This window comes from Oenococcus sicerae, assembly GCF_004102045.2.
GTDB lineage: Bacteria > Bacillota > Bacilli > Lactobacillales > Lactobacillaceae > Oenococcus > Oenococcus sicerae.
Genome location: NZ_CP029684.2, coordinates 273,493 through 297,966 on the forward strand (window position 1 = coordinate 273,493; position 24,474 = coordinate 297,966).

The window sequence follows — 24,474 nt, forward strand, 5'->3', positions numbered from 1 at the left end:
AATTATTTCAGCGCCGCTTTGGCTTTTAATGGCTGCCACCATTGTTCATTATTTTTATACCAATCAATCGTTTTGACGATTCCTTCATCAAACATGATCGTCGGCTCCCAGCCGAGGTCACGCTTAATTTTACTTGGATCGATCGCGTAACGCCGATCATGACCCAAACGGTCTTTCACATATTTAATACGATCTTTGGAAATTCCCAAATTGTCTACGATCAACTGAACGATCTGATTATTGGTTTTTTCATTGTGTCCGCCAACATTATAGATTTCACCAGCTTTGCCTTCACGCAAAACTAAATCAATTGCCCGACCATGGTCTTTGACATAAAGCCAGTCGCGAATATTCTGGCCATCCCCATAAATCGGCAAATCGCCGCCAGTCATAGCGTTCGTCACCATCAAAGGAATCAATTTTTCTGGGAATTGATAAGGGCCATAATTGTTCGAGGTCCGCGTGATATTTACATTCAAACCATAAGTTTCATAAAAAGCACGTACTTCCATATCCGCTGATGCTTTAGAAGCAGAATAAGGTGAATTTGGTGCCAAAGCCGTTTCTTCATCAAAATAACCAGTCTGGCCAAGGCTGCCGTAAACTTCATCAGTTGATACTTGCAAAAACTTTTTAATGCCGTATTTTTTGGCAGTTTGCAATAAATTAACCGTGCCTTCAACATTGGTCTGGACGAATAATTCTGGATGCAGGATCGAACGATCCACATGTGATTCAGCAGCAAAGTTAACGACTGCATCGAAATCATAAGTCTTAAATAAAAAGTCGACTAATTGGGCATTACGGATATCGCCATGCACAAAAATATGTTTCGGCTGATCTTTAATGTCGTCAAAATTATGCAAATTGCCGGCATAAGTCAAGAGATCCAAGTCAATCAAATTATCTTCGGGATGGGCATCCAACATATAGTGAATGAAGTTGGAACCGATAAAACCAGCACCGCCTGTAACAAGAATATTCATAGCCATCGTTTAGATCTCCCCATAAATAAAATTATTTTCTGCATCCTTCAACTGCGGCCGTTTTAAATCTTTGTCGGACATAATCGCATGACTAACATCAGTTGGCCATTGGATACCAACATCCGGATCATTAAAGGCAATACCGCGATCTGCCTGTGGTGCATAATAGCCATCGACTTTGTAAATGAAATTCACATTTGGCGTCAAAGTGACAAATCCATGAGCAAAACCCTTTGGTACCAGCAGCTGCCGATGATTATACTCTGATAAAATGTAGCCTTCCCATTGACTGTAAGTTGGTGAACCCTTTCGCAGATCGACCAAGCAATCCCAGATCACACCAGTCACAACGCGCACGATCTTCGTCTGCGTATAAGGCGCTAATTGATAATGCATCCCGCGTAAAACGCCCGCTTCAGCTGACAAGGATTGATTGTCCTGGGTGAAATCATATTTAAGACCAAGGGCCTCGAACTTTTCCTTCGTCCATGTTTCTGTAAAAAAGCCGCGATTATCACCGAAAACATCCGTCTCGATCAGTTTCACATCTTGTAATTTTGTATTGATTAATTTAACCATTTAATTGTGCTTCTCCTCTGAAATTCTCAATAAATACTGACCATAGTCATTTTTCTTTAAGGGCTGAGCTAATTCGCGTAAATGATCAACGGAAATATAACCCATGCGATACGCGATTTCTTCTAGTGACGCTACTTTTAAATTCTGCTGTTTTTGAATTGTGGCAATAAAATTAGAAGCTCTTAATAACGAGTCGTGTGTACCTGTATCCAACCAGGCAAAACCGCGTCCCATGACCTTGACATCCAAATCACCGCGTCGTAGATATTCAGCATTAATATCCGAAATTTCCAGTTCGCCGCGTGGAGACGGCTGTATGTGTTTGGCAATATCAACAACATCATTGTCATAAAAATAAAGACCTGTCACTGCATAATTGGATTTCGGCTTTGACGGCTTTTCAACAATCGATAATGCGTGTCCTTGATCATCGAAATCTACCACGCCAAAGCGCTCAGGGTCTTTGACTTGATAGCCAAAAACAGTGGCCCCCCGCTCCTTGCTTTCAGCCTCCTGGAGAAGCTTGGACAAGCCAGCACCGTAGAAAATATTATCGCCCAACACCAAAGCGACTGAATCGTCACCAATAAAATCATCAGCGAGAATAAAGGCTTCAGCTAAACCATTTGGCGCCGGTTGGACTTTGTAGCCGATATGCAGACCAAGTGTCGAACCATCGCCGAATAGTTCTTGAAACTGGGGCAGAAATTCTGCTGTACTGATCAATAAAATATCTTTGATACCGGCCAGCATCAAGACAGACATCGGATAGTAAATCATCGGTTTGTCGTAAATCGGCACTAATTGTTTGCTCGTTGCCTTTGTGATCGGGTAAAGACGCGTCCCCGAACCGCCGGCTAAAATAATACCTTTCATCATTTGCCTTTCTTTTGCAATTTAATTTCAGTATACTAACTTTAATTCGCATAATGCTGCTTATGCGAAAATTATCAACTAAATGAAATATTAATTCTTCAATTTATGAATTTTTGACGATATTTAAGTCATAATAATGTTTATATTTTATTATTTTAAATATTTTAAGGAAATTAGCCATGGTCTATAAAACACTCAAAACAGTTGCCTACGAGACACATCATGATTTCAAAGCAGTCGCAAACGAATATGATCGACGTTTTCACAGCTACGGTACTTTTAAAACTGGTCTTTTTCCATACTTGTCCGCTCAAGCAATCTTGTCTGGCGATCAGCGCGAACTTTTTGTTGTGCCCCTTCGAGAAATCGCGATCAGCTCCGAACGCATCCGCTACAACTCCGACGAACTCATAGCACTGCTGGCCCAAATGCCAAGCACAGCCCGAGGGCTTTATATTCAAAAGCAAATGATCAATGAGATACTAGCAAACAACCAGTTAGCCGGTTTGAAAAATAGTCCTAATGAAGTTGAGATCGCAATCAAAGCGTTGGACACAAACAGCTATCGAGAAATTCGTTTTGCCGCTATGGCAAAGATGTATCAAGCAATCATTGATCATGATTATCAGCGTATCGAAAGTCCGATCGATATTCGGAAAATTTATGATCAGCTATTACATGGTCTTATTAAACATGAGCAGTTACCCGATGGTGCTTTTTTTCGTAGCCGAACCAGTGTTATCAAGCATTCTGATGATGAGATCGGCTATCAGCTGCCAGGTGATCAGGAGGATCTGGAAAGGCGAATCGGTCAATGGCTAAAATTCATTTCAAATAAGAATATTCCTTTCTTACTAAAAGGGCTGCTCGCTCATGGCTGTTTTGAAAATCTGCATCCCTTTTATGATGGCAATGGTCAAACTGGTCGTTACATCCTATCGTTATATTTAGCACGCAAGCTAGATATTGTGAGCGGTCTGAATGTTTCACAAATGATCGCCAAAAGCCCAGACAGCTATAACAAAGCCGCTATAGCCTTTAGTGATGCAGAAAATTTCGCCGAGGGCAGTTCTTTTGTGGCTGATCTGTTGGAAATGATCGAAGAAAGACAACGAACTGTTATTGAAAATTTAACTGGCAAACTAAAAAAACTGACCGATTTGAATCAAAAGATCCAAACATTGTATCCGGTCAATTCAAGCGGTTATTTTGTGTTAAATCTATTGGCACAGTCAGCCCTTTTTTCAGCTAGTCAAACTAGCGGCCTGCTTGATCGTGATATTTTAAAGCATGCTCAGAATGGTCACCAGTCAAAACGGGCAGTTAATTTTGCCATTAAAGCATTAGTCAGCAGCAAGCAGATCGTCACGATCAAAAAAAATCCAGGTCAGCATCTAATCAATATTCTTTGAGGAGCCAAACTTTTGAATTTTTTGATTCACGATTTGTTTGAAATCAGCTTCTAGGCCTTCGATTTCCGATTGGTCGTCATGAAAATGTTTTGCTATTTCGGATAAATAACGGATAAAATTCGGATTTTCTTTTGGCAGACCAAGAAATAAATTCTGATTGGCCCTTTTTTCCATTTGCCAAGTACTATCAGCTCGGATGCGGCGGATAAATAAGGATTCGTGTAAATGATAAAGCGACCCGCGAATGATCGCAGCCAGCCAAGCTGCTTGATCATGTGTTTGTGATAAGCCATTGAAATCAATCGTAATTTCTCTAAAAATATCGATCGTTGATTTAACGATCGAACTTCTTAAGGCCATGCCACAACCGGGACGATAAATAGCTAAATTGTTTAACGTGAGCGCAATTTTATATAGCTTTTCAGCAACAATTTCTTCTTCGATCTGCCGTACAAACAATAATTTTTGATCAGCTGGTATGATTTCATAATCAGAGACGAGTACTTCCATTTCATCTACAGCAGCAAAACTAGCCAAGCTAGCGGCCACTTTATCATGCCGCCAAATATCATCTTGATCACTATAAAAAATAACATCTGTCTTGCTAGCCGCCAGCATATCGATGAAATTTTCCCGCCAGCCTTTTCTTTGTGGATTAATTTGAAAATCCCAATGATCAGCGAGTCCGTGCAAACGGATAAAATCTTCTACGATCGTTGCTGTATCATCACTAGACCGATCATCACGAATCAGCACTTTGGTAACAGGAACAGTTTGTTCAAAAATTGACTGGAGCTGCTCGTAGATATATTCAGAACCGTTATAACTAGCCATGATGACAGTCGATGTTAATCCCATTTCTCACCTCTTAATCACATTGTAAGCGGTTTTAAAAAAACGCGCTTGCTTGTCACCTCTATTGCTTGAAAGTCAAGCTTAAATCTTAATAAAAAAAGGAAGACCCCTTCAGTCTTCCAGATTTAATAATCAAATATTCATAAGAGTTAATGGATTTAGTTGATAAATAATTCTGCGTTCTGTTTAGCCACCTCCTTCATAACGCTGACAATATTTTCTGTTGTGAAACCATAATCCTTTATAACATCATCAGCCTTACCAGATTTGCCAAAACGATCAACGCCGATGTTAGCTCCGAAAAGACCCGTATAACGCGCCCAGCCAAAGGTTGATCCCATTTCAATCGAAACGCGATTAAAAATTTTCTTCGGCAGAATACTTTCCTTGTAATCTTCGCTTTGTCTTTCAAAAGCATTCATGCTAGGCATTGAAACAACTGAAACATCCAATTTCTGTTTGCTTAATTCAGCTTGAGCCTCAATTGCGAGGTGGAGTTCAGAGCCGCTTGCGATTAAGATGCCATCAGGAATATTTTTTTGGGATGGGGAAACGATATAAGCACCTTTATCAACGGGCGAGTCTTTAGTCTGTTTCAGGATTGGCAGCTTTTGTCTGGACGTAACGATCGCGACCGGATGATCGGTGATCTTAGCCACTGTTTGCCAGACTGCCAAAGTCTCGTGAGCATCTGCAGGCCGGTAAAGATCAAAAGCAGGAATTGATCTGAGAGCCGCTAACTGCTCAATTGGTTCATGTGTCGGCCCATCTTCACCAACAGCGAGCGAATCATGGGAAAAAATAAAAATTGATGGTAATTTTTGCAACGCCGCCAGCCTGATCGCTGGTTTCATATAATCACTAAAAACAAAGAAAGTCGAAGCAAAGGCACGACTGCCGCCATGTAACAGAATGCCATTCGTAATAGCTGCCATCGCAAACTCGCGCACACCGTAAAACACATTCTGACCATACGGCGTTAAATCTGTAAAATTAAATTTCCCTTTTAAATAGGTTTTGTTCGAAGAAGATAAATCAGCCGAGCCACCCCAAAATGTTGGATTCTCATCAGCGATCGTATCCATAATTTCAGAGCTAACAACCCGAGTAGCAAGTTCCTGATTGTCAGATTCTTTTAAATGAAAAGATTTGATTTTTAAAACCTGATTATCATCTTTTAACTGCTTGGCCAATTTTGGGAAAGCTTTCTCATAAAGTTCAAAGGATCGCTGCCAAGACTGATAATAATCATCTTTATCCTCATGACTACTATTGAACAAGTCGTAAACATCAGACGGAATCTCAAAGGGTTCATATTGCCAGTGATAAAAATCCCTCGTCTTAGCAACGTTTTCTAGACCAATTGCAGCGCCATGTACTTGGTTCGTGCCCTGTAAAGGTGTACCATAACCAATTACCGTTTTGATTTCAATCAAAGAAGGGCTGTCGCTTCTCTTGGCTGTATCGATCGCTTCATTAATATCCATGAGGTTATTGCCATCAGAAACAAGTTGGTAATCCCATCCATCGCCAAGTGCCCTATGACGAATTTTTTCATTCGTAGAAAGGCCTAGTGGTCCGTCCAGTGAAACATCATTTGAATCAAACAAAACAATTAGTTTGTTCAATTTTTTCTCACCGGCAATCGCCATAGCCTCTTGGCTGATGCCTTCCATTAGATCGCCGTCACCAACGATCACATAAGTTTCATGATCAAAAATATTAAATCCAGGACGATTATAGCCCGCCGATAAATGTTTCTCAGCCATTGCCATGCCAACTGCCATGGCCAAACCCTGTCCCAGCGGACCCGTCGTTGCATCAACACCCGGTGTGTGCTGCCATTCAGGATGGCCCGGTGTCAACGAATCAAGCTGACGAAATCGTTTTAGATCATTAATACCAACACCGAAGCCATTTAAATGAAGCAGGCTATACAGCATCGCTGACCCATGGCCGGCACTCAATACAAAGCGATCACGGTTAATCCAATAAGGGTCTTCGGGATTAAAGTGCATGAATTTCTGCCAAACCGTATAAGCCATTGGCGCAGCATCAAGCGGCAACCCAGGATGACCAGAATTTGCTTTTTGAATCATATCAAGGCTAAGAAAACGAATTGCGTTAACAGCTTTTTCTTCGTCTTGATGGCTTGTATCTCTAAAAGATTTATTTTCTAATTGCGTGCCAGACATCTTGTCCTCCTTATTTATTGATTAACACTTACTCTATTTACTTAGCAGCAAGCGTTTGTGATTTGTCTTTGGCATTCAAAGCCATTGAAGTTAGAATAACCACAACTAGAAATGCTAAAATACCAGTTACTAAAGCGGCAGAACCGAAGCTTCCCAGCTTGCCAATAATAATCCCAGGAATCAGATAATCAGTATCTGCAAAAGTTGATGCGGCTAATTTAAGAGATCCAAGCACAGGAAGAATAAACAATGGTAACCAAGAGATAAGCAAGCTATTGAATGCCGATCCTAAAATAGCGCCACGACGTCCACCTGTTGAGTTGCCATAAATACCTGCAGCCGCTCCACAGAAGAAATGGCCAACAACACCAGGAATAATCACAACCGTTCCTAGACCGATCATCACAAACATGCTTAACGTTCCAACTATAAAACTCGTGAAGAATCCGATTAAAACAGCATTCGGTGCGTACGAAAAAATAATTGGTACATCAAGCGCAGGTTTGGAGTTAGGAACAAGCTTTTTTTGCAATTCCTTGAAAAGCTGGAACTATTTCGCCAAGAATCATACGAACACCTTGTAAAACAACAACGAATCCTGCCGCAAAGGTACCGGCCTGAATAACGGAAAAGATTATATAATTCGTTCCATCGCTCAAATTGGTTTCGATGTAATGGGGGCCAGCAGAAATAGCCAGAATGACATACACAATTGCCATCAAGATCGTGATTGAAACAGTTGAATCACGTAAGAATCCCAAACTTTTAGGAATTTTTAAATCCTCAGTGCTTTTACTGCTATCTCCAAATAGCTTACCGATCAAACCGGCTGCAGCATAGCCAATGTTTCCCGTATGGCCCATTGCAACTTTGTCACCTTTGGTTATTTTGCGCATGAAAGGCTGGCATAGTGCCGGTGTGACTGTAAGCAAAGTTCCTTCAAAAATGCCACCTAGCAAAATCGTCTGCCAACCAGTTCCTAATCCCGCAGAAATCAAAATGATTGCAGAAAGACAGGACATATATAGCATTGCCTGGCCAGTCAGGAATATATATTTGAACCTTGTAAATCTTGCTAACAGAATATTCACGATCATGCCTGTTAGCATTATTAAAGCAGTTGGTGTACCAAATTTCACCAGTGCGATCGCCACAACTGCTTCATTTGAAGGAACTACTCCCTGTACATGAAGAGCAAATTGGAACATTTTTGCAAATGGCGTTAAAGAATTAACTAAAATTCCAGCTCCACCAACAAGAACCAAAAAACCAGCAAAAGTTTTAATCGTACCAGCAACCACTTCGTTTGCTTTCTTTTTTTGGAGCAGCAAACCAATCATCGAGATCAAGGCCACAAGAATTGCGGGTTGACTCGCAATAGACACAAATAATTCTAGAATATTTTTCATAATTATCCTTTGGATTGTTCTTCGGTATGAAGAATGTTATTTTTATCAAGAATTTCATTCAATTTCCGTTTTGTTTCATCGGCATCAATAATTGAATTTAATAAAACGATTTTTTCTTTGGGCAAATTGCTCAAGGCTGTTTCAAGCGTACTTTCAATGAAAAAATAATCAGCAGCATCTGGTGTTGCAGAACCCACATCCATATGGGAAAGCTCAAAATCTTCAAGGTTTAAGCCTTCAGCTTCAAGCGTATTTTGAATATTCATTTGAACCATAAAACTAGTTCCTAACCCCGATTGACACACAGCGGCAAGTTTCATTTTTATATCTTCTTTCCTAATATTTAAATTGATACATAATTAATTAACGTTTTTTATAATTTTAAAAATATCTTCACTACTGTTAGCGGACAGCAGTTTTACAACATTATCAGAATTCGTCAATAATTTAGTAAGATCTTTGATTGACTCTAAGTGGCTCGTTGAATCAATAGCCGCCAGCACAAACCACAAATTAATCATGTGATCCTGGGACGTTAAGGCAATGGAATCATTAGTTTTTAGCAATGCCATGCCTACTCGGTTCACATTGCCATCTGGTTGTGAATGAGCCAATGCTATTTGTGGACCGATATTTATGTAGGGTCCTTCTCTTTGAACAACATTTATCATCGATTCAATATATCCATGTTGAATTGTCCCGTTATCTAACAATGGTTTAGATGCCGTTGCAATAGCTTGCTCCCAACTCAAACCATAGCCGCTGATCACTGTAATTGTTTTCTCATTTAATAAATCAGAAAGCACATTATCACCTCCTTCCTACTAAATAAGGTTAAAACTTGCTGTAAGCGCTAACAAGTGCAAAAATAACAATATAGGGAGTGCAAAAAGTGCACCAGGAGAATATTGCGATGTACATTTCAAAAAACAGAAACGTCAATCAAATGTTTAATCTTTTTATCCACTCGCGAGGTTTGATTACAATATCCGAATTCGAAAAACAATTGTCTTTATCTCGAAGATCGGTTTATTATTCAATAAAAAAACTGAACCAGCTTCTTGAAGAAAATCAGCTCGATAAAATACAAAATATCAAAAATTTAGGTTTTTATTTAACAAAAGATGCCATATCGCATCTCGCAGAATCCGAAAAAATAATTACAACGAGAAACGAGGATCTTTATAATTTTTCTAAGAAGCAAAGAGTGGAAACAATAATTTGGCTATTAATTAACAAAGAAAAAGTATCATTAACATCAATTGAAAATAAATTCAACGTCAGCAGAAATACAGCTGATCAGGACTTCAAAGCAATCAGCAAAATTCTCATTAACTATAAACTTGTGCTATCAAAAAATAGTACCGGGCACTCAATTTCGGGTACTGAAATTCAAAAAAGAAATTGGGTATATGAGCAGTTTTCGAAAGAAGATCCGATTTTGTTCTCATTGTTAGCTAAAAGAATTAATTCAATTCAAAACATCAGTCCGTTCTTAAAAGAATTTGAAAGAATGACAGGGAATTTTTTTACAGATGATGCTTTTATCTGTTTGAGTGCATATTTAGATTGGTACATTGATAGAATTCAAGATCCGGTCAACCGATTAAATAATACTAAGATTATTCCAAGCAATTTGATAGCACTTGAATGGGCGCAAAAATTCCTATTTAAGAATAAAGTTGTTAATTTAGGCGAAGCCAACTATTTAATTAATACGGTTCATTCAGGTCAATTTAATAAAGCCAATAAACAATATGGTGGTATACAAGAAATATTACCAATCGCAAAGAAAATAATTTTTAGATTCAATCGTATTGCTGGCGTTAATTTAAAGTTAGACTCTCTACAAGTCAATTTAGCAACTCATCTCCTAGCAACCTACTATAGAATTAAATACGATATTTCTTACAAGCATCCTAATTTAAATTCAATTAAGCATAAATATAATCAGCTATTCTCTTTCGCACAATATTCAGTCAGGCCGTTTGAGGATTTCCTAAAAAAGGAAATTCCTGACGATGAAATTGCCTTAATCACGCTTTATTTCGGTGGTGAAATTAAAGCTATAGAAGACGCTAACCTAAAGAAACAAAAAGCAAAAGTCATGATCGTCTGCTCTAGCGGAATAGGTACTTCTAGAATATTAAAACAACAGTTGGAAGAAAAATTCCCTAATGTATCTTTTTCAAAGCCTTTAAATACACTTAGCTATGAAAATTCATCATTAGAAGGAATTGAATTAATTATTTCGACAATAGCGATTAAGAACAGCAATAATATCAAAGTCATAAAAGTTTCGGCTATTCCAAATGATAATGATTGGAAAATGATAGAAGCAGCCTTAAAAAGCAAGAAATTACTTAGTACACAAAATACAAGAATAAATATAGAAGGACTTTTAGATATTATTTCTGAGTATGCACGTATCGAAGATATTGATGGTTTGACAAAATCTATTAAACATTACCTAGAATATTCTTCGTCGGAACTTAAAAAAATCAAAAATCCAGTGTTAAGCAAAGTAGGCAATACGATTGGTGACATTTTTACACGTGCTAATACATCGTTTTTTGATCATGCGGAAAACTTTAAACAGGCACTATATTTAGCTTTTCAACCACTAGTCAAAAATGGTTTAATTGAGGACAGATATATCGAAAAAATATATAATTTAACAGAAAAATATGGTCCCTATATGGTTATCGCAGACAATGTTCTCTTAGCACATGCACGTCCAGGGGATGGTGTTAACAAGACAGCTTTCTCCTTTTTGCTATTAAAGAATCCAGTGTTTATTGAAAAAAAAGAAACTAAGATCCCAATCAAAATCATTATTGGTTTTGGTACTGTAGATACTACCAGCCATCTTGAAAAGCTCAATCTAATCATGAAAATCTTGCAAAATAAGCTATTAATGAACCAAATTTTATCAGTTTCAAAAAAAGAAGATCTATTGGAAATAATTTAAACAAAAAAAATGTCAAAATGACAATTTTTATAAGCGATAAAAAATTATTTTACAGCACCGTTCACAACACCGCTGATAATTTGTTTTTGAGCAAACAAGTAGAAGATCAAAATCGGCAGTGAGGCCAAGATATAAGAAGCAAAGGCTAAGTTATAATTGGTACCAAACTGAGATTGAAACACCAATTGTGCCATTGGTAAAGTAACTTTAGAATTACCGTTACCGCTCAATACAACTAATGGCAGCAGCAAGTCATTCCAGGATGCCAGAGCGGTTAAAATAGCAACCGTTGCATGCAACGGTTTAAGCAATGGGAAAATAATCTTCCAAAATATTTGCCAAGAATTTGCACCATCAAGATATGCAGCCTCGTCAAGACTTGTCGTGATGTTCTTCAAATAACCAACATAAAGCAAGACGCTCATCGAGGTTTGAAAAACAAGATACATCAGAATTAAGCCAAATTTATTATCAATTTGTAAGAACGACAGTTGTTTAACTAAAGGCAGCATCAGCATTGAAAAAGGTACAAACATCGCACTTACTAAATAATAATAAATATATCTGTAAAAACGTTTTTTCATATTTCGAGCGATCGCATAGGAAATAATTGATGTGAACAAAACAACGACAATCACGCTGAATACCGTGATAACTAAGGAGTTAAATGCTGTTTGGAAGAAATTAGTCGTTGTGATCGCTTCTTTAAAATTATTAAACTGCAATATTTTTGGTAACCTGAAAAAATTGGACAGGCTCGATCCCATTTCAGAAGGTTTTTTCAGCGAGATATTAATCGCCATATAGAGAGGAATTAAAACACCAACAGCCAAAATAGCAATGAGTATTGTTGAAAACCAGTTTGTTTTACTTGATTTCATAACTGCACCTCTCTTTTATTAAGAACTTTCAATTGAAAGATCGAAATAACCACAATGATGACAAAATAAATCACAGAGTTGGCACTCTGATAGCCAAACTGATTGCCGCTCAGACCTTTTTGATATATCAGCAACGAGATGGAAGTCGTTGAAGACGCTGGCCCACCACCTGTTAAGGACATAATTTGATCAAATACCATCATAAAATTACGCATGCTAACAACGAGATTAATTGTAAAAAAGGGCGCCAATAATGGAAAAGTGATCTTCCAAAAAGTGTTCCACTTACTGCTGCCATCCATTTTGGCTGCCTCGTAAACATCTTCAGGAATAGTTTGCAAGCCCGACATATAAATTAAAATATTGAAGGCGATCGACTGCCAAGCAACGGTAATAACAATGCCGATCCAAGCAGTACTAGTGCTGCCTAAAATGCTTGAAGAAAGCAATGCGGATCCAATGGATTTGCCAAATGATGGCAGTATGAAAGTGAAAATATAATTAAAAATATAGCCGACAACTAAGCCGCCAAGAATGTAAGGCAGAAAATAGATACCTCTGAAAAATGTTTTAAATTTGATTCGTGAATTCAGGACTATCGCTAGCAACAAACCAAAAACATTTACGACAACAGTTGTGACGATCGCAAATTTAAAAGTAAAATAGTAAGAAGACAAAACGTCACCATCCGTAAAAAGACGGAGATAATTGCTTAATCCAATAAATTTAAAACTGCCAAAACCCTTAGAATTGGTCAAACTATAAACGAAACCCGTCAGTAAAGGTACGGTATCGAATAAAAAGAATATTCCAACAAGTGGGAGTGTCATTAAAAGAAAAATTTTTTTTCTACTCATTATTGGCCTTCTCCTGAAGGGCCTAAGATCGTTCTAAGTCCTTGGTTTAGTTGATTCAAGAAAGTTTTCGTTTTGTTCTTGCTAACAAGATTCGTTTGCAGCAATCCGGCCATATCCAGCTCAGTTGGATACATGTATTGTGGAGACATTGTAATTTTGCCTTTCTTTAAATTGGAAACAACGCCACTGATCGATGCAGGATAAACGTTAACTTTTTTCAAAGTCGATAGCGCAAACTGCTGGTTCAAATATGTCGTATATGCTTTTTTAGAAATCAGGTATTCAAGCAGTTTTTTCGTGGCCGCATAGTGTTTTGTTTGCTTGGAAATTGAAAAAACAAGATCAATTCCAGAAACACTTTTGCTCGGCTGACTATCTTTCGCAGGAAAAGTAAACATGCCAAGATTAATTTTCGAATTAACTTGCTTGATCAAAGGGATAGCCCAGTTGCCTTGCAGGTACATATAGCTTTTCCCTTGGGCGAAAGCAGTTGTTGCATCGTTGTAATTGTATGAAAATACATCCCCTTGCGAATATTTGCTTAATTCTCTCAGTCTCGCAAGCGGAAGTTCGTACTCGGAATTATATTTGCCAATGTTTGATGAACTGATGTCAAAAGCTTTTGCCTTCATCAAATTACCAGCTAACGGATTAAAGGCTTGCAAAATAGTCCAATCATCTTTATAGCCCAAATACAGAGGAGTCTTGCCTTGGCTCTTTAGCTTCTGGCATAATGCAATAAATTGCTGCCAGTTTTGTGGAATTGTCAATCCATCTTTTTTTGAAAAGATCTTTATTGTAAAGGACCCCAGAAACATTAGCCACATAAGGCACACCATATATTTTTTTGCTTTTCTCAAAATACTGGAGACTCTTAATATAAGTCGGGTTGAATTTTTTGATCATAGAATCATTAGATAAATTTTTAAAGATATTAGCTTTGGCATAATCAACATAATATTGTTCACCTCCTAAGCCAATCAAATCAGGTATTTTTCCTTTAACGATCCTAGCTTTCAAAACCGTGTAGGCATCACCTGGTGCAGATAATTCAACGTGAATATTTGGATTTTTCTTTTCGAATTGATTGATCAAAGTCTGAAATGTCGCTGTGCTTTCTGGTTTAAATTCAAATAATTCAATCGTTGTTTTCTTTTTGGCGTGATGGTCAAAGACAGAAAAAAGCACTACAGCAGTGGCAAGTAAAAGCAGAATGGAAATTAAAATTTTCCAAATTTTTTTCATATTTTATCCTTTATTGACGAATCCAAAGGGCCTCATAAGGTCGAATAATAGCATTATGATGTGCAGACGAATATCTGTCATGATAATTGCTGAGTATGATCCGACTTGTTTTAAGGGCTGGATAATCATTTCCTAGATCAATTTCTTCAGCAGAAAAATTAGTTAAGACAACAATTTCATCATCGGCATTACTTCTTTTATAAGCAAAAATATTTTTTTGCTCCGGCAATAGCAACTTAAAATTCCCATCATTAAAGACAGCATTTTGTTTTCTTAACATAATCAATTTTTTGTAATAATCAAAAATTGGCTCCTGATCCTTGCCATTATTGTCAGCATTCACTTGTAAATAATTTGGATTGACAGCAATCCAGGGATCATGATCTGAAAATCCAGCATTCTTTCCAGCTGACCATTGCATGGGCGTTCGTGCATTATCTCGACTGCTATCGCTCAATCTCTTTAAAGCTTCTTTGGGATCAAGTCCCTTGGCAATCAACTTTTTAAACACATTAAGTGATTCCACATCCCGAAAATCATGAATTGATCGCCAAGGATAGTTAGTCATGCCAATTTCATCACCTTGATAGATATAGGGTGTTCCCTGCAAACCGAATAAAAAACTGGCTAACATTTTAGCTGAAAGTACTCTATATTTTGCGGAATCATTCCCGAACCGCGACACGATCCGAGGAAAATCATGACTGCCCAAAAACTGACCGCTCCAACCAGAATTAAACAGATCAGTCTGCCATTTAACAATATTTTCTTTTAACTCAGTTAGCGGAATTGCCCGTTTTTCCCAATTACCGCTACGAACGCCATCGATATTCATCAATTCGAATTGGAAAATCATACTGAATTCCCCATTCTCTGAATTGGTGTATTTTTATGCATCAGCAACTTTTGCCAAACCCGTTTCGCCAACTGTAATGATTCGGTCATCTGTACCGTAAGTGTGAGCACGCATTTCTTTTAAATATTCATGAGTCAGCTGAGAATCAATTCGAACAGTGTCTGCTACCTTTTTCCCGATGCTGTCAATTGAGTCAAAACGAAACCCTCTGACTTTTTTATTGATCCAAAAATTTACGACCTCATAAAGTTTTTCCCTAACTTTTGGTTCAGCCCAATTCAGATCCGGTTGGCTTTTATCAAATGAATGGTAATAATATTGTTGACGTTTTTCATCAAACTCCCAAACTGATCCACCAAAAGAAGCCTCACCCTTCGAAGGAGGAAGGCCATTACGGCCATCCCGCCAAATATAAAAATTATCATAGGGTTCGATCCTTTGTTCAGATTTCAAAAACCATTCGTGCTGATCAGATGTGTGATTAAAAACCATGTCCAGCATAATGAAAATACTTCTCTTGCCGGCTTCCATGACCAAGCTATCAAAATCTTGCATTGAACCAAATTCATCATTAATTTTTAAATAATCAGCAACATCATAGCCATTATCTCGATCAGGAGATTTAAAGATCGGTGTCAGCCAGATCATGGTGATACCGAGTTCTTGAAGATAATCCAATTGCTCAATAATGCCTTTCAGATCGCCGATACCGTCGCCATTCGTGTCCTTAAAACTTTTGGGGTAGATCTGATAGATAATTTGTTTTTCCAAATTTTGAGTGCCCATTTAATCTCCTTAATCTCTCTATGACAAGATTATTTGATTTTGTAAGCGTTTTCTATTAAAATATCAGCGAAAAGTATAAAAATATTGACAAAGAGAAAAGAATGAATAACATCTTAAAAGATAGTGCCATACATGGGACGCCGCTGATGCCCCTGGCAGTTTATGATCAAGTCTATTTACACGGCGGGTTAGCAGTCCCCTATCATTGGCACGAAGAGTGGGAATGGATCTGGGTAGAAAAAGGGAATTTAAGTTTTACAATTAATGAACAAAAAATGATCATTCATGAAAATGATCTAGTATTGATCGGCAGCAGGTCTTTACATGAAATCAGGTCTCTGAAACATTCTCCCTCAATCCATCATGCGATCGTATTTTCATCAGAGATCCTTAAAAGCCAGTATGAAGATCAAACAATGACCGAAATCATTGAACCATTATTACAAAAAACAATCATTTTGGATCAAATGATTCCAGCTAACAAAAATCAAAAATATCGAACGATATTCAAAAAAATCGTTAATTATCATACTAGATCCGAGAATGATTGGTATTTCAAAAGTAAAATTTGCATCCTTCAATTAATTAATTTATTTTTTTCAGACGGTTTCACCCAGAAAAATACGAAAATTAACCGCTCAGAGTACAACGAACAGCTTTACAATGCAATTAGTTACATTCATGAAAACTATGCCAAGAAAATTTTTATAAAAAAAATAGCCGATCAAGTCGGACTATCTGAAGCATATTTCATTAGAAAATTTAAATTAAAATATGATCTCACACCACTGGAATATATTAATAATTTCCGTTTGTATAAAGCTTCCAAAATGCTGAATGAAAGCAGCAATAACATCACTGAAATATGTTTTGCCTGTGGCTTCAATAGCACGAGCTATTTTATCAAAACATTTAAAGACCAATTTGGCGTCTCACCAAAAAAATACAGAGATATTAACAATAAAAAAATCAACTAACCACAGCTGTTCGACCTTGAGATTCGTTGATTCGTTTGCTAAGAACTTTTTCTAAAATATTTTTCGGCAACTCAGCTGATGAATGATCGTGGAGTAGAAAATGATCGATCGCTTTTAGAAAATCGATGTAATTAGGATTTTCCTCAGCCGTGGCAGCGAAATGATTCTGATGATTTTTTCTTTCAAGCTGCCAAGTGCTGTCAGCATGTGCCCGACGCAGCATGAGTGGTTTTTTCAAATGATACAATGATCCGCGCATTAGACCAGCGATCCAAATGGCTTGATCATGTGATTGAGGCAGCCCGTTAGAATCGATCTTCACTTTGCTAAAGACTTTCTTGGCTGTTTCAATAATCGATTTTCTCATCGCGATCGTGCAGCCATCTCGGCGAATTAAAATATTAGCAATATCCGGCAGCACGCGATAGAAACCATTTTGGCCCACTTCAGGCATCGATGCCATCGGCAAAATTTTCTGATTACGAGGTAAAAAACTGTAATCAGACACAAGGACCTCGGCCTTTTGTTCTTCGGCAAAACATTTTAAATAATCAGCAACTTTATCCCGTTTCCACATATCATCCTGGTCAGAAAGAAAAACAATATCCGTCTCAGCCTGATCATACATGTCAACGAAATTTCGACGCCAGCCCTTCCTTTTTGCATTAACTTTAAAATCCCAGCTGCCGCTAAGATCCTTTTCTTTTATATAGCGACTCACAATTTCGGCCGTTTTATCCGTAGACTGATCGTCTCGAATAATAACTTTGGTTGGTCGAACGACTTGATCATCAATCGATGCAAGTTGGTCATGGATATATTTTGACCCATTATACGTCGCCACAATCACTGTTGATGTTAATTTCATAATGACCTCCTTAATGTCTATTGTAAGTTTTTCTGACAAAACTACAAATGACGACTACAATCGAAGTAGGTTGAGCTGATTAGACTATTTTTCTGTCAGTAAAAATAACAGAGGTAGACTTATAGCCAAGAGGTATTAAATGTGCGGACGCTATCTATTTCAGCCGAATGATCTGCCTGAGATGCAAAAAATCAATCAGTTAGCGCTGGAAAACGGTTATCAATTTAAAACGGGCGAGATTTTCCCGACCGATCATGCGGCTCTGATCATTGCCGGCAGTAATCAAGTTCAAGTGGTTTCAATGGCTTGGGGCTTTCCGGGTTTTAAAGCCAAACAAACGCTGATCAATGCTCGCGCTGAAACAGTTCTAGAAAAACCGATTTTCGCTGATGCCTTTCAACAGTATCGTTGTGTCTATCCAACGACCGGATTTTTCGAGTGGACAGCCGATAAAGAAAAAACATACTTTAATTATCGTAAAGAAACGAGCGCCTTATACATTGCTGGCTTTTATGATTTTTTCAACGGCGAAGCAAAAAGCATTCTGCTGACGACTGCGGCCAACCCTTCGGTTGCCGCTATCCACGATCGCATGCCTTTAATACTGAAGAAATCACAAATCAAACGCTGGATCTACGATCTAGATTTTGCAGAAAGCCTGCTGCACGGACAAATGCCAGAACTGACAAGCCAAGGTATTTAAGGTCTTCAAAAATTTTCAGCAAGTGTTGAAATGAGTTTAATACAAAAAAACGATCCATTAAAGATCGTTTGCATCACAGCTATTCAACTAACATCATGCATGTTTTTTTAAATCAAATAATGAGCGAACCACAAATCCCAAAGCCGCACCGAAAACAATGTTAGCCGCAGCAAAGGTCAAAACCTGTTTAGCCGGAAGCTTGGTCTTGATCGTTAGGGGCCCACCAAATAGTTCGCGCGTTTTACTTTTTTTGTTCTTCATTTCCTGCCTCCTGCTTATTAAAAAAAACAGCTCTTCCCGCGGTCTTCAATCAATCGGTATTAAACCGATATCTCTCACCGCACACATTCCAATGAACGTAGTGGTCAAGACTTGCATCTCAACGTTTCGTAACATAAATGCTGAAAGAACTGCTTCCGGGTCTCTTGAGATCCAACTTACTCATGCGAGAAATCTTGCTTGGTGACTTTTCGAGCCACTCTTGATCTCTTTTAACCCTGTCTTTATAATAGCACCTTTTGAGCAAAAAGGAAAGCGCTTTCAAATAAAATAATACTCAACACAAAAAAATCATCTAGAATTGATGAAATTCTAGATGATTTTTAAGATTTAGTCCTTCTTAGTAATTACTTGTCTTATCAAGCATGTGCCGCATGCCCTTTAGCCTCAGCACTGTGTTGACCATAGTAAGCATGCTGGCCATGCTTTCTGTAGTAGTGCTTATCTAAGAGGTATTGGGGTAAATGAGAATTACGATGAGTCAGTTGCAGACTGTGATAGGCGATTTCAGCTGAGACTTCTAAGACCTTGGCATTGTAAACCGATTTCTCAGCGCTTTCTCCCCAGGTAAAGGGACCATGCTGGCTGACTAAGACAGCCGGGACAGCATCAGGGTCTAATTGACGCTTGTTAAATTCATCCACGATCACTTTGCCTGTGTTCAATTCATAAGCGGTGTTGATCTGTTGTTCATTTAAAGCCGGAGCACAGGGAATATCGCCATAGAAGGTATCGGCCTGGGTCGTACTGACAGCTGGGATATCCATCTCAGCGGCCGCAAAGGCCACTGCCCAGGGACTATGTGTATGGGTAATAGCGCCAATCGTTAAAAAGTGCCGGTACAAGTAGGCATGTGTCGGGGTATCAGACGATGGGTTCAAGTCCCCTTCGACCACTTGGCCTTGTAAGTTGACCACGACCATGTCTTGGGGCCTTAACTGCTCATAGGCAACCCCAGAAGGTTTGATCACAAACAAGCCTTGTTGTCGATCAATGGCTGAGACATTCCCCCAAGTAAAGGTGACGAGTCCTAATTTTGGTAGCTGCATGTTAGCGTCATAGACCCTTTGTTTTAAAGTTTCAAGCATTTCTAAGTTCCTCCTGTTGAATTCCGACTTGTTGAAACAACTGATCAAAAAATGTTTTAGCCCCCTGGACTTCCTGAACAGGATCCGACGAACTTTCAGACCACATTTCGATCGTATAAGAACCGCTATAGGCTAAACGCTGTAAGGTTGAAAGTGCCCCGTAGAAATCAACGTCGCCCTGGCCAAAGGGAACCTTTTTAAACTGGCCTGGAAAATCGTTTGTCACTTTCAACGTATCTTTCAAGTGCACAGCCGAAATAATCTCGATACCTGTTTCTAGATCCTCAGGCAGATCGTTCTCAGGCCATGCATTGATATTGCCTAGGTCCGGATAAGCTTCCAGATAAGGCGACTTGATCATACTTTTCAAATGTTTGATTTTGGCAATGGAATTGATAAAAGGATCATCCATTGTTTCAATGGCTAGAACGATCTTGCGTGAAGCAGCGTAATCAACAGCTGCTTGCAGCCCTCGGATAAAACGTTCACGACTCGTGAGGGTCTTTGTTTCATAATAAGCGTCATAACCAGCCAGCTGGATTAAGCGAATGCCAAGATCAACGGCCAAGTCGACAGCGGCTTTGATCATCCAAAGCCCATGTTCTCTGGTGGACGCTTGGGCTGAACCTAAAGGAAAACGCCGATTGCCTGACAGCATTAAAGTCGGCACATCCGTTTTCGACTGTATAATCGTTTGACGCAAAGCCGATCTTTCTTGATCTGACCAAGTCAATCGAGCTAGTCTTTGATCAGACTCATCAATGGACATTTCAACAAAGTTAAACCCCAGCTGCCGAGCTAGCAGCAGTCTTTGCGACCAGCTAGCTGTTTGAGGCAACGCTTTCTCATAGATTCCTAAGGCATTAGTTGTCATGATTGTGAAATTCTCCTTTGCATATTTTTTAATGAAGACCAAGATCCATCTAAAGCCGTTAAAAGCTTTAAATACACTTCATATTTTTGACGGTAAATAACACTTTGTTGATTATCTGGTAGAAATTTATCTTTTAAATGCACCATATGTGAAACAGCTTGATCAATATTTGCATAATAATTTGTTCCTATTGAGGACGCAATAGCTCCCCCTAGTCCGCCTAGCTCGGAATCAGCAACAGTCTCAACCGGGGTTTCCAACACATTAGCAAACATTTGTACCCAAGAAGAAGAATTAGTGCCACCCCCGGATAGCCGAATTGCTTTGGGCTTACATCCTGAGGTTTCAATCAATTTTGAAATATGGTACTTGTGTGCAAAGATAATGCCTTCATAAACAGATCGAATCATGGCCGACTTGCTTGTATCACTCTGAACCCCGATATAGGCACCTTCGGCATTAGGATCAACGTTAGACCCATATAAAAATGGAAAGAAAATAACTTTAGAAAAATCAGCACCTGTGTGGCTTAGGAACTCCTCTAAGACATCATAAATGGATTTACCATGACTTTGAGCATTCTTCGTTTCCTCATCTAGCAAATTATTGATTGTAATAGATAGATTGCCAGCAGAAGTAGCACTTGATGATTCAACCAAAAAATCCCCAGTTGGATATAAAGAATTCATTAGGCCACTAGTGGCCGGAGCTATTTTAGTTGATGGGAAAACATTGATATTCCAAGTACCTGCAATAATACTGAAAAAGTCATTATTCAGTACACCTGTAGCTAACGAACAGGCATCAATATCAAAAAGTCCTCCAAATACAGGTGTACCAATAGTTAAACCGGTTTCTTGAGACGATTCCGATGTAATATAGCCACATAAATCACTGAATTTTTTTAACTCAGGCATTTTATGATAAATTTCTGAAATTTCAAAGAAATCGAATAGACGCTGATCATAGTTTTTTTTGTCTAGATTGATAAAATTATTTCCGGAAGCATCACCATATTCTTGGAAAACATTTCCCGTCAGTTTAAATCTAACGAAATCTTTTGCTGCAAGCACAAAACCTATCTGATCATAATTTTGTGGTTGATTTTTTTTCAACCAATTCAGCAGAACTGGTGATTGGCTCTCCATAACATGCTGATGACTAATCGGGAAAATTGTATCAACCTGTTTTTCAAAACGGCGAGCAATTTCAATGGCTCTAGAGTCCGTGGATAAAATACCGTGCATAAAGATGTGTTTATTTCGATCGAGAACATAAAGCCCTTTCCCATGGCCGACACAAGATACACCTATAATTTGTTTTGATTCAATACCAGCAATAGAAATAGTTTTTTTTATCGCACAACCTATCGCTGCCCATAACTCATTTAAATCTATTTCATGAAAACCTGATTTTTCTTCAATCCTCATCGTGGGGAAAGAGGATTCGCTAACTTGTTTGCCATCTGTGTCAAAGATAACGGCCTTTGTATTTGTGCCACCATTGTCTATGGTTAAGAAATATTTGTTCATAAGTATTTGCCTACAAATTAATTTTTAGAAGCAGAAATTTGATAAATCGCTACTTCGTTAATTTCACGGTTCGCCGATAACAAAAATTTGCTGCCATTCTTTTCAAATACAGTGACATTACTAGGCCCGACTTGCTTATCAATAAGCTGCTTGGTGAGCTTTCCATCAGAACCATACGAAAGCAATTCTAGGTTTTGTAAACCACTTCTAAATCCAAAAACAAAATACTGTCTCTCACCCAAGCTGCCGGCCCAAAGTGCATGTCCAAAAGGCGTGTCTGCTGGAGTTCTGTATAGACTGTTAAAGTTATGGTCGTAAATTCTCAAGTAGGGCCCATGAAAACCTTCAATCGCCAGATATTCGTTATCGCCGTCCCCATTGGTATCCGCAGAAATAATATCGCTAGTTTCATTCTCTGATAATTGAGTTAGCTGCCAATCACGCTTAAGGGTTGGATAGGAAAGCTTAAAGATTCCTTCAACAGCTGTGATTAGTGAGTATCCATTCATATTCTTGTAACCATGATTTTTTTTCAGCCTGATATCCAAGGCGTGATAATTTGAAATATTAGCAGTTGAATCATCATAGTCACCCACAAATATTTTTCCAGGATCGCTCCAATCATCAGTATTTTTCTTAGAATTCGCAATAGAACAGCCGATAAACCAAATACCTTGGCCATGCTGAATTAAATCAAATCTATGAATATAAGGAAAATCACCAACAACGTGCTGATCCCATCCCTTGCCATTAAAACTTTCTTTAACAATGCGGCAGTCAGCAGAATTGAATCCCGGATAGAACTTTTGAGTTGCCAGAAAATCCAACGTTCCCGGAATAGGAATCATCGTCATCGTGCCACCAATATCGTTCCAAACATTAATGCGTTTGTAATTATTATTGAGATCATAGGCATAACATGGTTCGTTTTCTTCGGAGGCAACCACGACAAAATCTTTGTCATTTTTAGAAATTCGCATGATAGCGTAGCAATGATTGAGACTATCACTAAAAACTTTGTTGAATTTTATTTTGTTATTTTCTGCAATTTCCATATTGTCTAACTTCCTCCCTATTTGTTGAAATAAAAATCGTCTAATAAATTAAGTAGGTTAACCGATTAACTAAAAGAATAAATCAATTCTAATTGATGAAGCGAATAAAGTCAAAAATCAGGCAAGCATTAATAAGATTTACGAATAACCATCTTCGTTGCCATGACAATCAGCTTAGGTTTTGCATTTGTATTTTTACCGGATTCAATTTTCTTTAAAATGTTGTCCACTGATTTCAAGCCAATTTCATAAGAATATTGGTGAATACAACTAATACCAGGTTTTATAACACCCATCCATTCCAAATCTTCGTAAGCACCAACACCGTAGTCTTCAGGGTAGCTTAGACGTAAATCCTGCATGGCATGAAGTAATTTAATCAGTACTCTACCGTTCATTGCAAAAAAACCAATTTTTTTATTTGGGAATTTGTGCATGATTGTTTGTAATTTTTCTTGAAGATCCACAGTTTCGAGCGTGTCTTCAAAAGTAACTAAATGATCGTTGTTTGCATATTGCGTCGCATCTAAAAATCCTTCGTACCTTTTAACACGTGTACTGATGCTGCCCAAGGGCCAAGATACGAAAAATAATTCTTCGTACCCAGATTTAATCATTTTATTTGTGAAAACAGAAACCGATTTGAAGTTATCCGTGACGATCGTATCAATCTTGGGCGAATCCGATTGACGATCGAGCATGACACTGGTATCGTTTGACAGCACTTTATATATGGGATTATCAGGATCAACTGGATCAATAATTAGTCCGGATACTTCCTCTTGCCTGAGTTTATTGATATTAACAGCTTCGCGTTGATAACTCCCGCTCGCATTTGTAAAAACAACTTGGTAGCCTTTAGACCCACAAGCATCATAAATTCCTGATAAAACTGCTGAGGTAAATGGATTTGTAATGTCAGCAACAGAAACTCCTATCATTTTATTTTCATTCTTAGCGAGATTTCGGGCAACACTATTGGGACGATAATCAGTCTCTTCGATGACAACTCTTATTTTTTCTCGCGTCACTTTTGACATTTTAGAATAATTCTTATTCAAATAATAGGAAACCGTGGCCGTAGAAACACCAACTAAACGTGCAATATCCTTAATGGTTAATTTTTCCACTGTGAGCCTCCTGATAATTATTCCAATCTAACAAATAATAATAGAACTAACTCACTTTAC

At 38.2% G+C, this 24,474-nt stretch carries 20 protein-coding genes and 3 pseudogenes; 4 read left to right on the forward strand and 19 right to left on the reverse strand.

Annotated elements, in window-relative coordinates; genetic code table 11:
- Positions 1–2: 2 nt before the first annotated feature.
- Genes rfbB through rfbA form a run of 3 tightly spaced genes read right to left on the reverse strand, consistent with a single transcriptional unit; the run spans position 3 to position 2,441 of the window.
- A complete protein-coding gene (rfbB, locus tag DLJ48_RS01415) occupies positions 3–992 on the reverse strand; it encodes a dTDP-glucose 4,6-dehydratase (RefSeq protein WP_128685254.1) in 990 nt (329 codons plus the stop codon).
- 3 nt (positions 993–995) lie between these two features.
- On the reverse strand, positions 996–1,565 hold the full coding sequence (gene rfbC / locus DLJ48_RS01420; RefSeq protein WP_128685256.1) for a dTDP-4-dehydrorhamnose 3,5-epimerase: 570 nt from the start codon (positions 1,563–1,565) through the stop codon (positions 996–998).
- Positions 1,566–2,441 (reverse strand): glucose-1-phosphate thymidylyltransferase RfbA, encoded by an 876-nt coding sequence (rfbA, locus tag DLJ48_RS01425; RefSeq protein ID WP_128687047.1) that lies wholly within the window; start codon positions 2,439–2,441, stop codon positions 1,566–1,568. It lies immediately after the preceding gene.
- A gap of 179 nt (positions 2,442–2,620) precedes the next feature.
- Between rfbA and DLJ48_RS01430 the strand changes: the two genes are divergently transcribed.
- Positions 2,621–3,853 (forward strand): Fic family protein, encoded by a 1,233-nt coding sequence (locus tag DLJ48_RS01430; RefSeq protein WP_128685258.1) that lies wholly within the window; start codon positions 2,621–2,623, stop codon positions 3,851–3,853.
- Here the strand turns inward: DLJ48_RS01430 and DLJ48_RS01435 are convergent.
- From DLJ48_RS01435 to DLJ48_RS01455, 5 genes and pseudogenes are all read right to left on the reverse strand, one after another.
- Positions 3,836–4,711: a glycosyltransferase gene (locus tag DLJ48_RS01435; RefSeq protein ID WP_128685260.1), complete on the reverse strand. Its 876-nt coding sequence runs from the start codon at positions 4,709–4,711 to the stop codon at positions 3,836–3,838. The genes DLJ48_RS01430 and DLJ48_RS01435 overlap by 18 nt on opposite strands.
- A 155-nt stretch (positions 4,712–4,866) precedes the next feature.
- Positions 4,867–6,903 carry a transketolase gene (gene tkt / locus DLJ48_RS01440; RefSeq protein ID WP_128685262.1) on the reverse strand — a complete coding sequence of 679 codons (2,037 nt, stop codon included), beginning with the start codon at positions 6,901–6,903 and terminating at the stop codon, positions 4,867–4,869.
- Positions 6,904–6,940: 37 nt separating this feature from the next.
- A pseudogene (locus tag DLJ48_RS01445) lies at positions 6,941–8,312 on the reverse strand (PTS ascorbate transporter subunit IIC).
- Positions 8,313–8,314: 2 nt separating this feature from the next.
- Positions 8,315–8,632, reverse strand: a complete 318-nt coding sequence (locus DLJ48_RS01450) for a PTS sugar transporter subunit IIB (RefSeq protein WP_128685264.1) — start codon at positions 8,630–8,632, stop codon at positions 8,315–8,317.
- 39 nt (positions 8,633–8,671) lie between these two features.
- Positions 8,672–9,118 (reverse strand): PTS sugar transporter subunit IIA, encoded by a 447-nt coding sequence (locus DLJ48_RS01455; RefSeq protein WP_128685266.1) that lies wholly within the window; start codon positions 9,116–9,118, stop codon positions 8,672–8,674.
- A gap of 107 nt (positions 9,119–9,225) precedes the next feature.
- On the opposite strand from DLJ48_RS01455, the gene DLJ48_RS01460 reads away from it, so the two are divergent.
- Entirely contained in the window at positions 9,226–11,283 is a 2,058-nt protein-coding gene (locus DLJ48_RS01460; protein ID WP_128685267.1) for a BglG family transcription antiterminator, read from the forward strand.
- 44 nt (positions 11,284–11,327) lie between these two features.
- Here DLJ48_RS01460 and DLJ48_RS01465 read toward each other — a convergent pair whose 3' ends face one another.
- From DLJ48_RS01465 to DLJ48_RS08535, 4 genes and pseudogenes are all read right to left on the reverse strand, one after another.
- On the reverse strand, positions 11,328–12,164 hold the full coding sequence (locus DLJ48_RS01465) for a carbohydrate ABC transporter permease (RefSeq protein ID WP_128685269.1): 837 nt from the start codon (positions 12,162–12,164) through the stop codon (positions 11,328–11,330).
- Positions 12,161–13,021, reverse strand: coding sequence for a carbohydrate ABC transporter permease (locus DLJ48_RS01470; protein WP_202982892.1), 861 nt, complete (start codon positions 13,019–13,021; stop codon positions 12,161–12,163). The genes DLJ48_RS01465 and DLJ48_RS01470 overlap by 4 nt, the downstream gene beginning before the upstream one ends.
- Positions 13,021–14,266: pseudogene (locus DLJ48_RS08670) on the reverse strand (ABC transporter substrate-binding protein). The gene DLJ48_RS01470 and the pseudogene DLJ48_RS08670 overlap by 1 nt, the downstream one beginning before the upstream one ends.
- Positions 14,267–14,276: 10 nt before the next feature.
- Positions 14,277–15,908 (reverse strand): annotated as a pseudogene (locus tag DLJ48_RS08535) (alpha,alpha-phosphotrehalase).
- Between the two features lie 101 nt (positions 15,909–16,009).
- On the opposite strand from DLJ48_RS08535, the gene DLJ48_RS01495 reads away from it, so the two are divergent.
- A complete protein-coding gene (locus DLJ48_RS01495; RefSeq protein WP_128685280.1) occupies positions 16,010–16,885 on the forward strand; it encodes an AraC family transcriptional regulator in 876 nt (291 codons plus the stop codon).
- On the opposite strand, the gene DLJ48_RS01500 is transcribed toward DLJ48_RS01495, so the two are convergent.
- Positions 16,878–17,753: a glycosyltransferase gene (locus DLJ48_RS01500; RefSeq protein WP_128685281.1), complete on the reverse strand. Its 876-nt coding sequence runs from the start codon at positions 17,751–17,753 to the stop codon at positions 16,878–16,880. The genes DLJ48_RS01495 and DLJ48_RS01500 overlap by 8 nt on opposite strands.
- Before the next feature lie 139 nt (positions 17,754–17,892).
- Here DLJ48_RS01500 and DLJ48_RS01505 point away from each other — a divergent pair, with 139 nt between their 5' ends.
- The gene (locus tag DLJ48_RS01505; RefSeq protein WP_128685283.1) at positions 17,893–18,456 is read left to right on the forward strand and encodes an SOS response-associated peptidase; all 564 of its coding nucleotides are present in this window, start codon (positions 17,893–17,895) and stop codon (positions 18,454–18,456) included.
- Between the two features lie 93 nt (positions 18,457–18,549).
- Here DLJ48_RS01505 and DLJ48_RS08455 read toward each other — a convergent pair whose 3' ends face one another.
- The 6 genes from DLJ48_RS08455 to DLJ48_RS01530 form a co-directional block, all read right to left on the reverse strand.
- A complete protein-coding gene (locus tag DLJ48_RS08455; RefSeq protein ID WP_165438696.1) occupies positions 18,550–18,717 on the reverse strand; it encodes a hypothetical protein in 168 nt (55 codons plus the stop codon).
- A 377-nt stretch (positions 18,718–19,094) separates the two neighbouring features.
- The gene (locus DLJ48_RS01510) at positions 19,095–19,823 is read right to left on the reverse strand and encodes an L-ribulose-5-phosphate 4-epimerase (RefSeq protein ID WP_128685284.1); all 729 of its coding nucleotides are present in this window, start codon (positions 19,821–19,823) and stop codon (positions 19,095–19,097) included.
- Complete coding sequence (locus tag DLJ48_RS01515; protein ID WP_128685286.1) at positions 19,816–20,697, reverse strand: L-ribulose-5-phosphate 3-epimerase; 882 nt, start codon at positions 20,695–20,697, stop codon at positions 19,816–19,818. Before DLJ48_RS01515 ends, DLJ48_RS01510 begins: the two co-directional genes overlap by 8 nt.
- Positions 20,694–22,229 carry an FGGY-family carbohydrate kinase gene (locus tag DLJ48_RS01520; protein ID WP_128685288.1) on the reverse strand — a complete coding sequence of 512 codons (1,536 nt, stop codon included), beginning with the start codon at positions 22,227–22,229 and terminating at the stop codon, positions 20,694–20,696. Before DLJ48_RS01520 ends, DLJ48_RS01515 begins: the two co-directional genes overlap by 4 nt.
- Before the next feature lie 17 nt (positions 22,230–22,246).
- Positions 22,247–23,260 carry a hypothetical protein gene (locus tag DLJ48_RS01525; RefSeq protein WP_128687048.1) on the reverse strand — a complete coding sequence of 338 codons (1,014 nt, stop codon included), beginning with the start codon at positions 23,258–23,260 and terminating at the stop codon, positions 22,247–22,249.
- Between the two features lie 152 nt (positions 23,261–23,412).
- Positions 23,413–24,414, reverse strand: a complete 1,002-nt coding sequence (locus DLJ48_RS01530; RefSeq protein WP_128685290.1) for a LacI family DNA-binding transcriptional regulator — start codon at positions 24,412–24,414, stop codon at positions 23,413–23,415.
- Between the last annotated feature and the right edge of the window lie 60 nt (positions 24,415–24,474).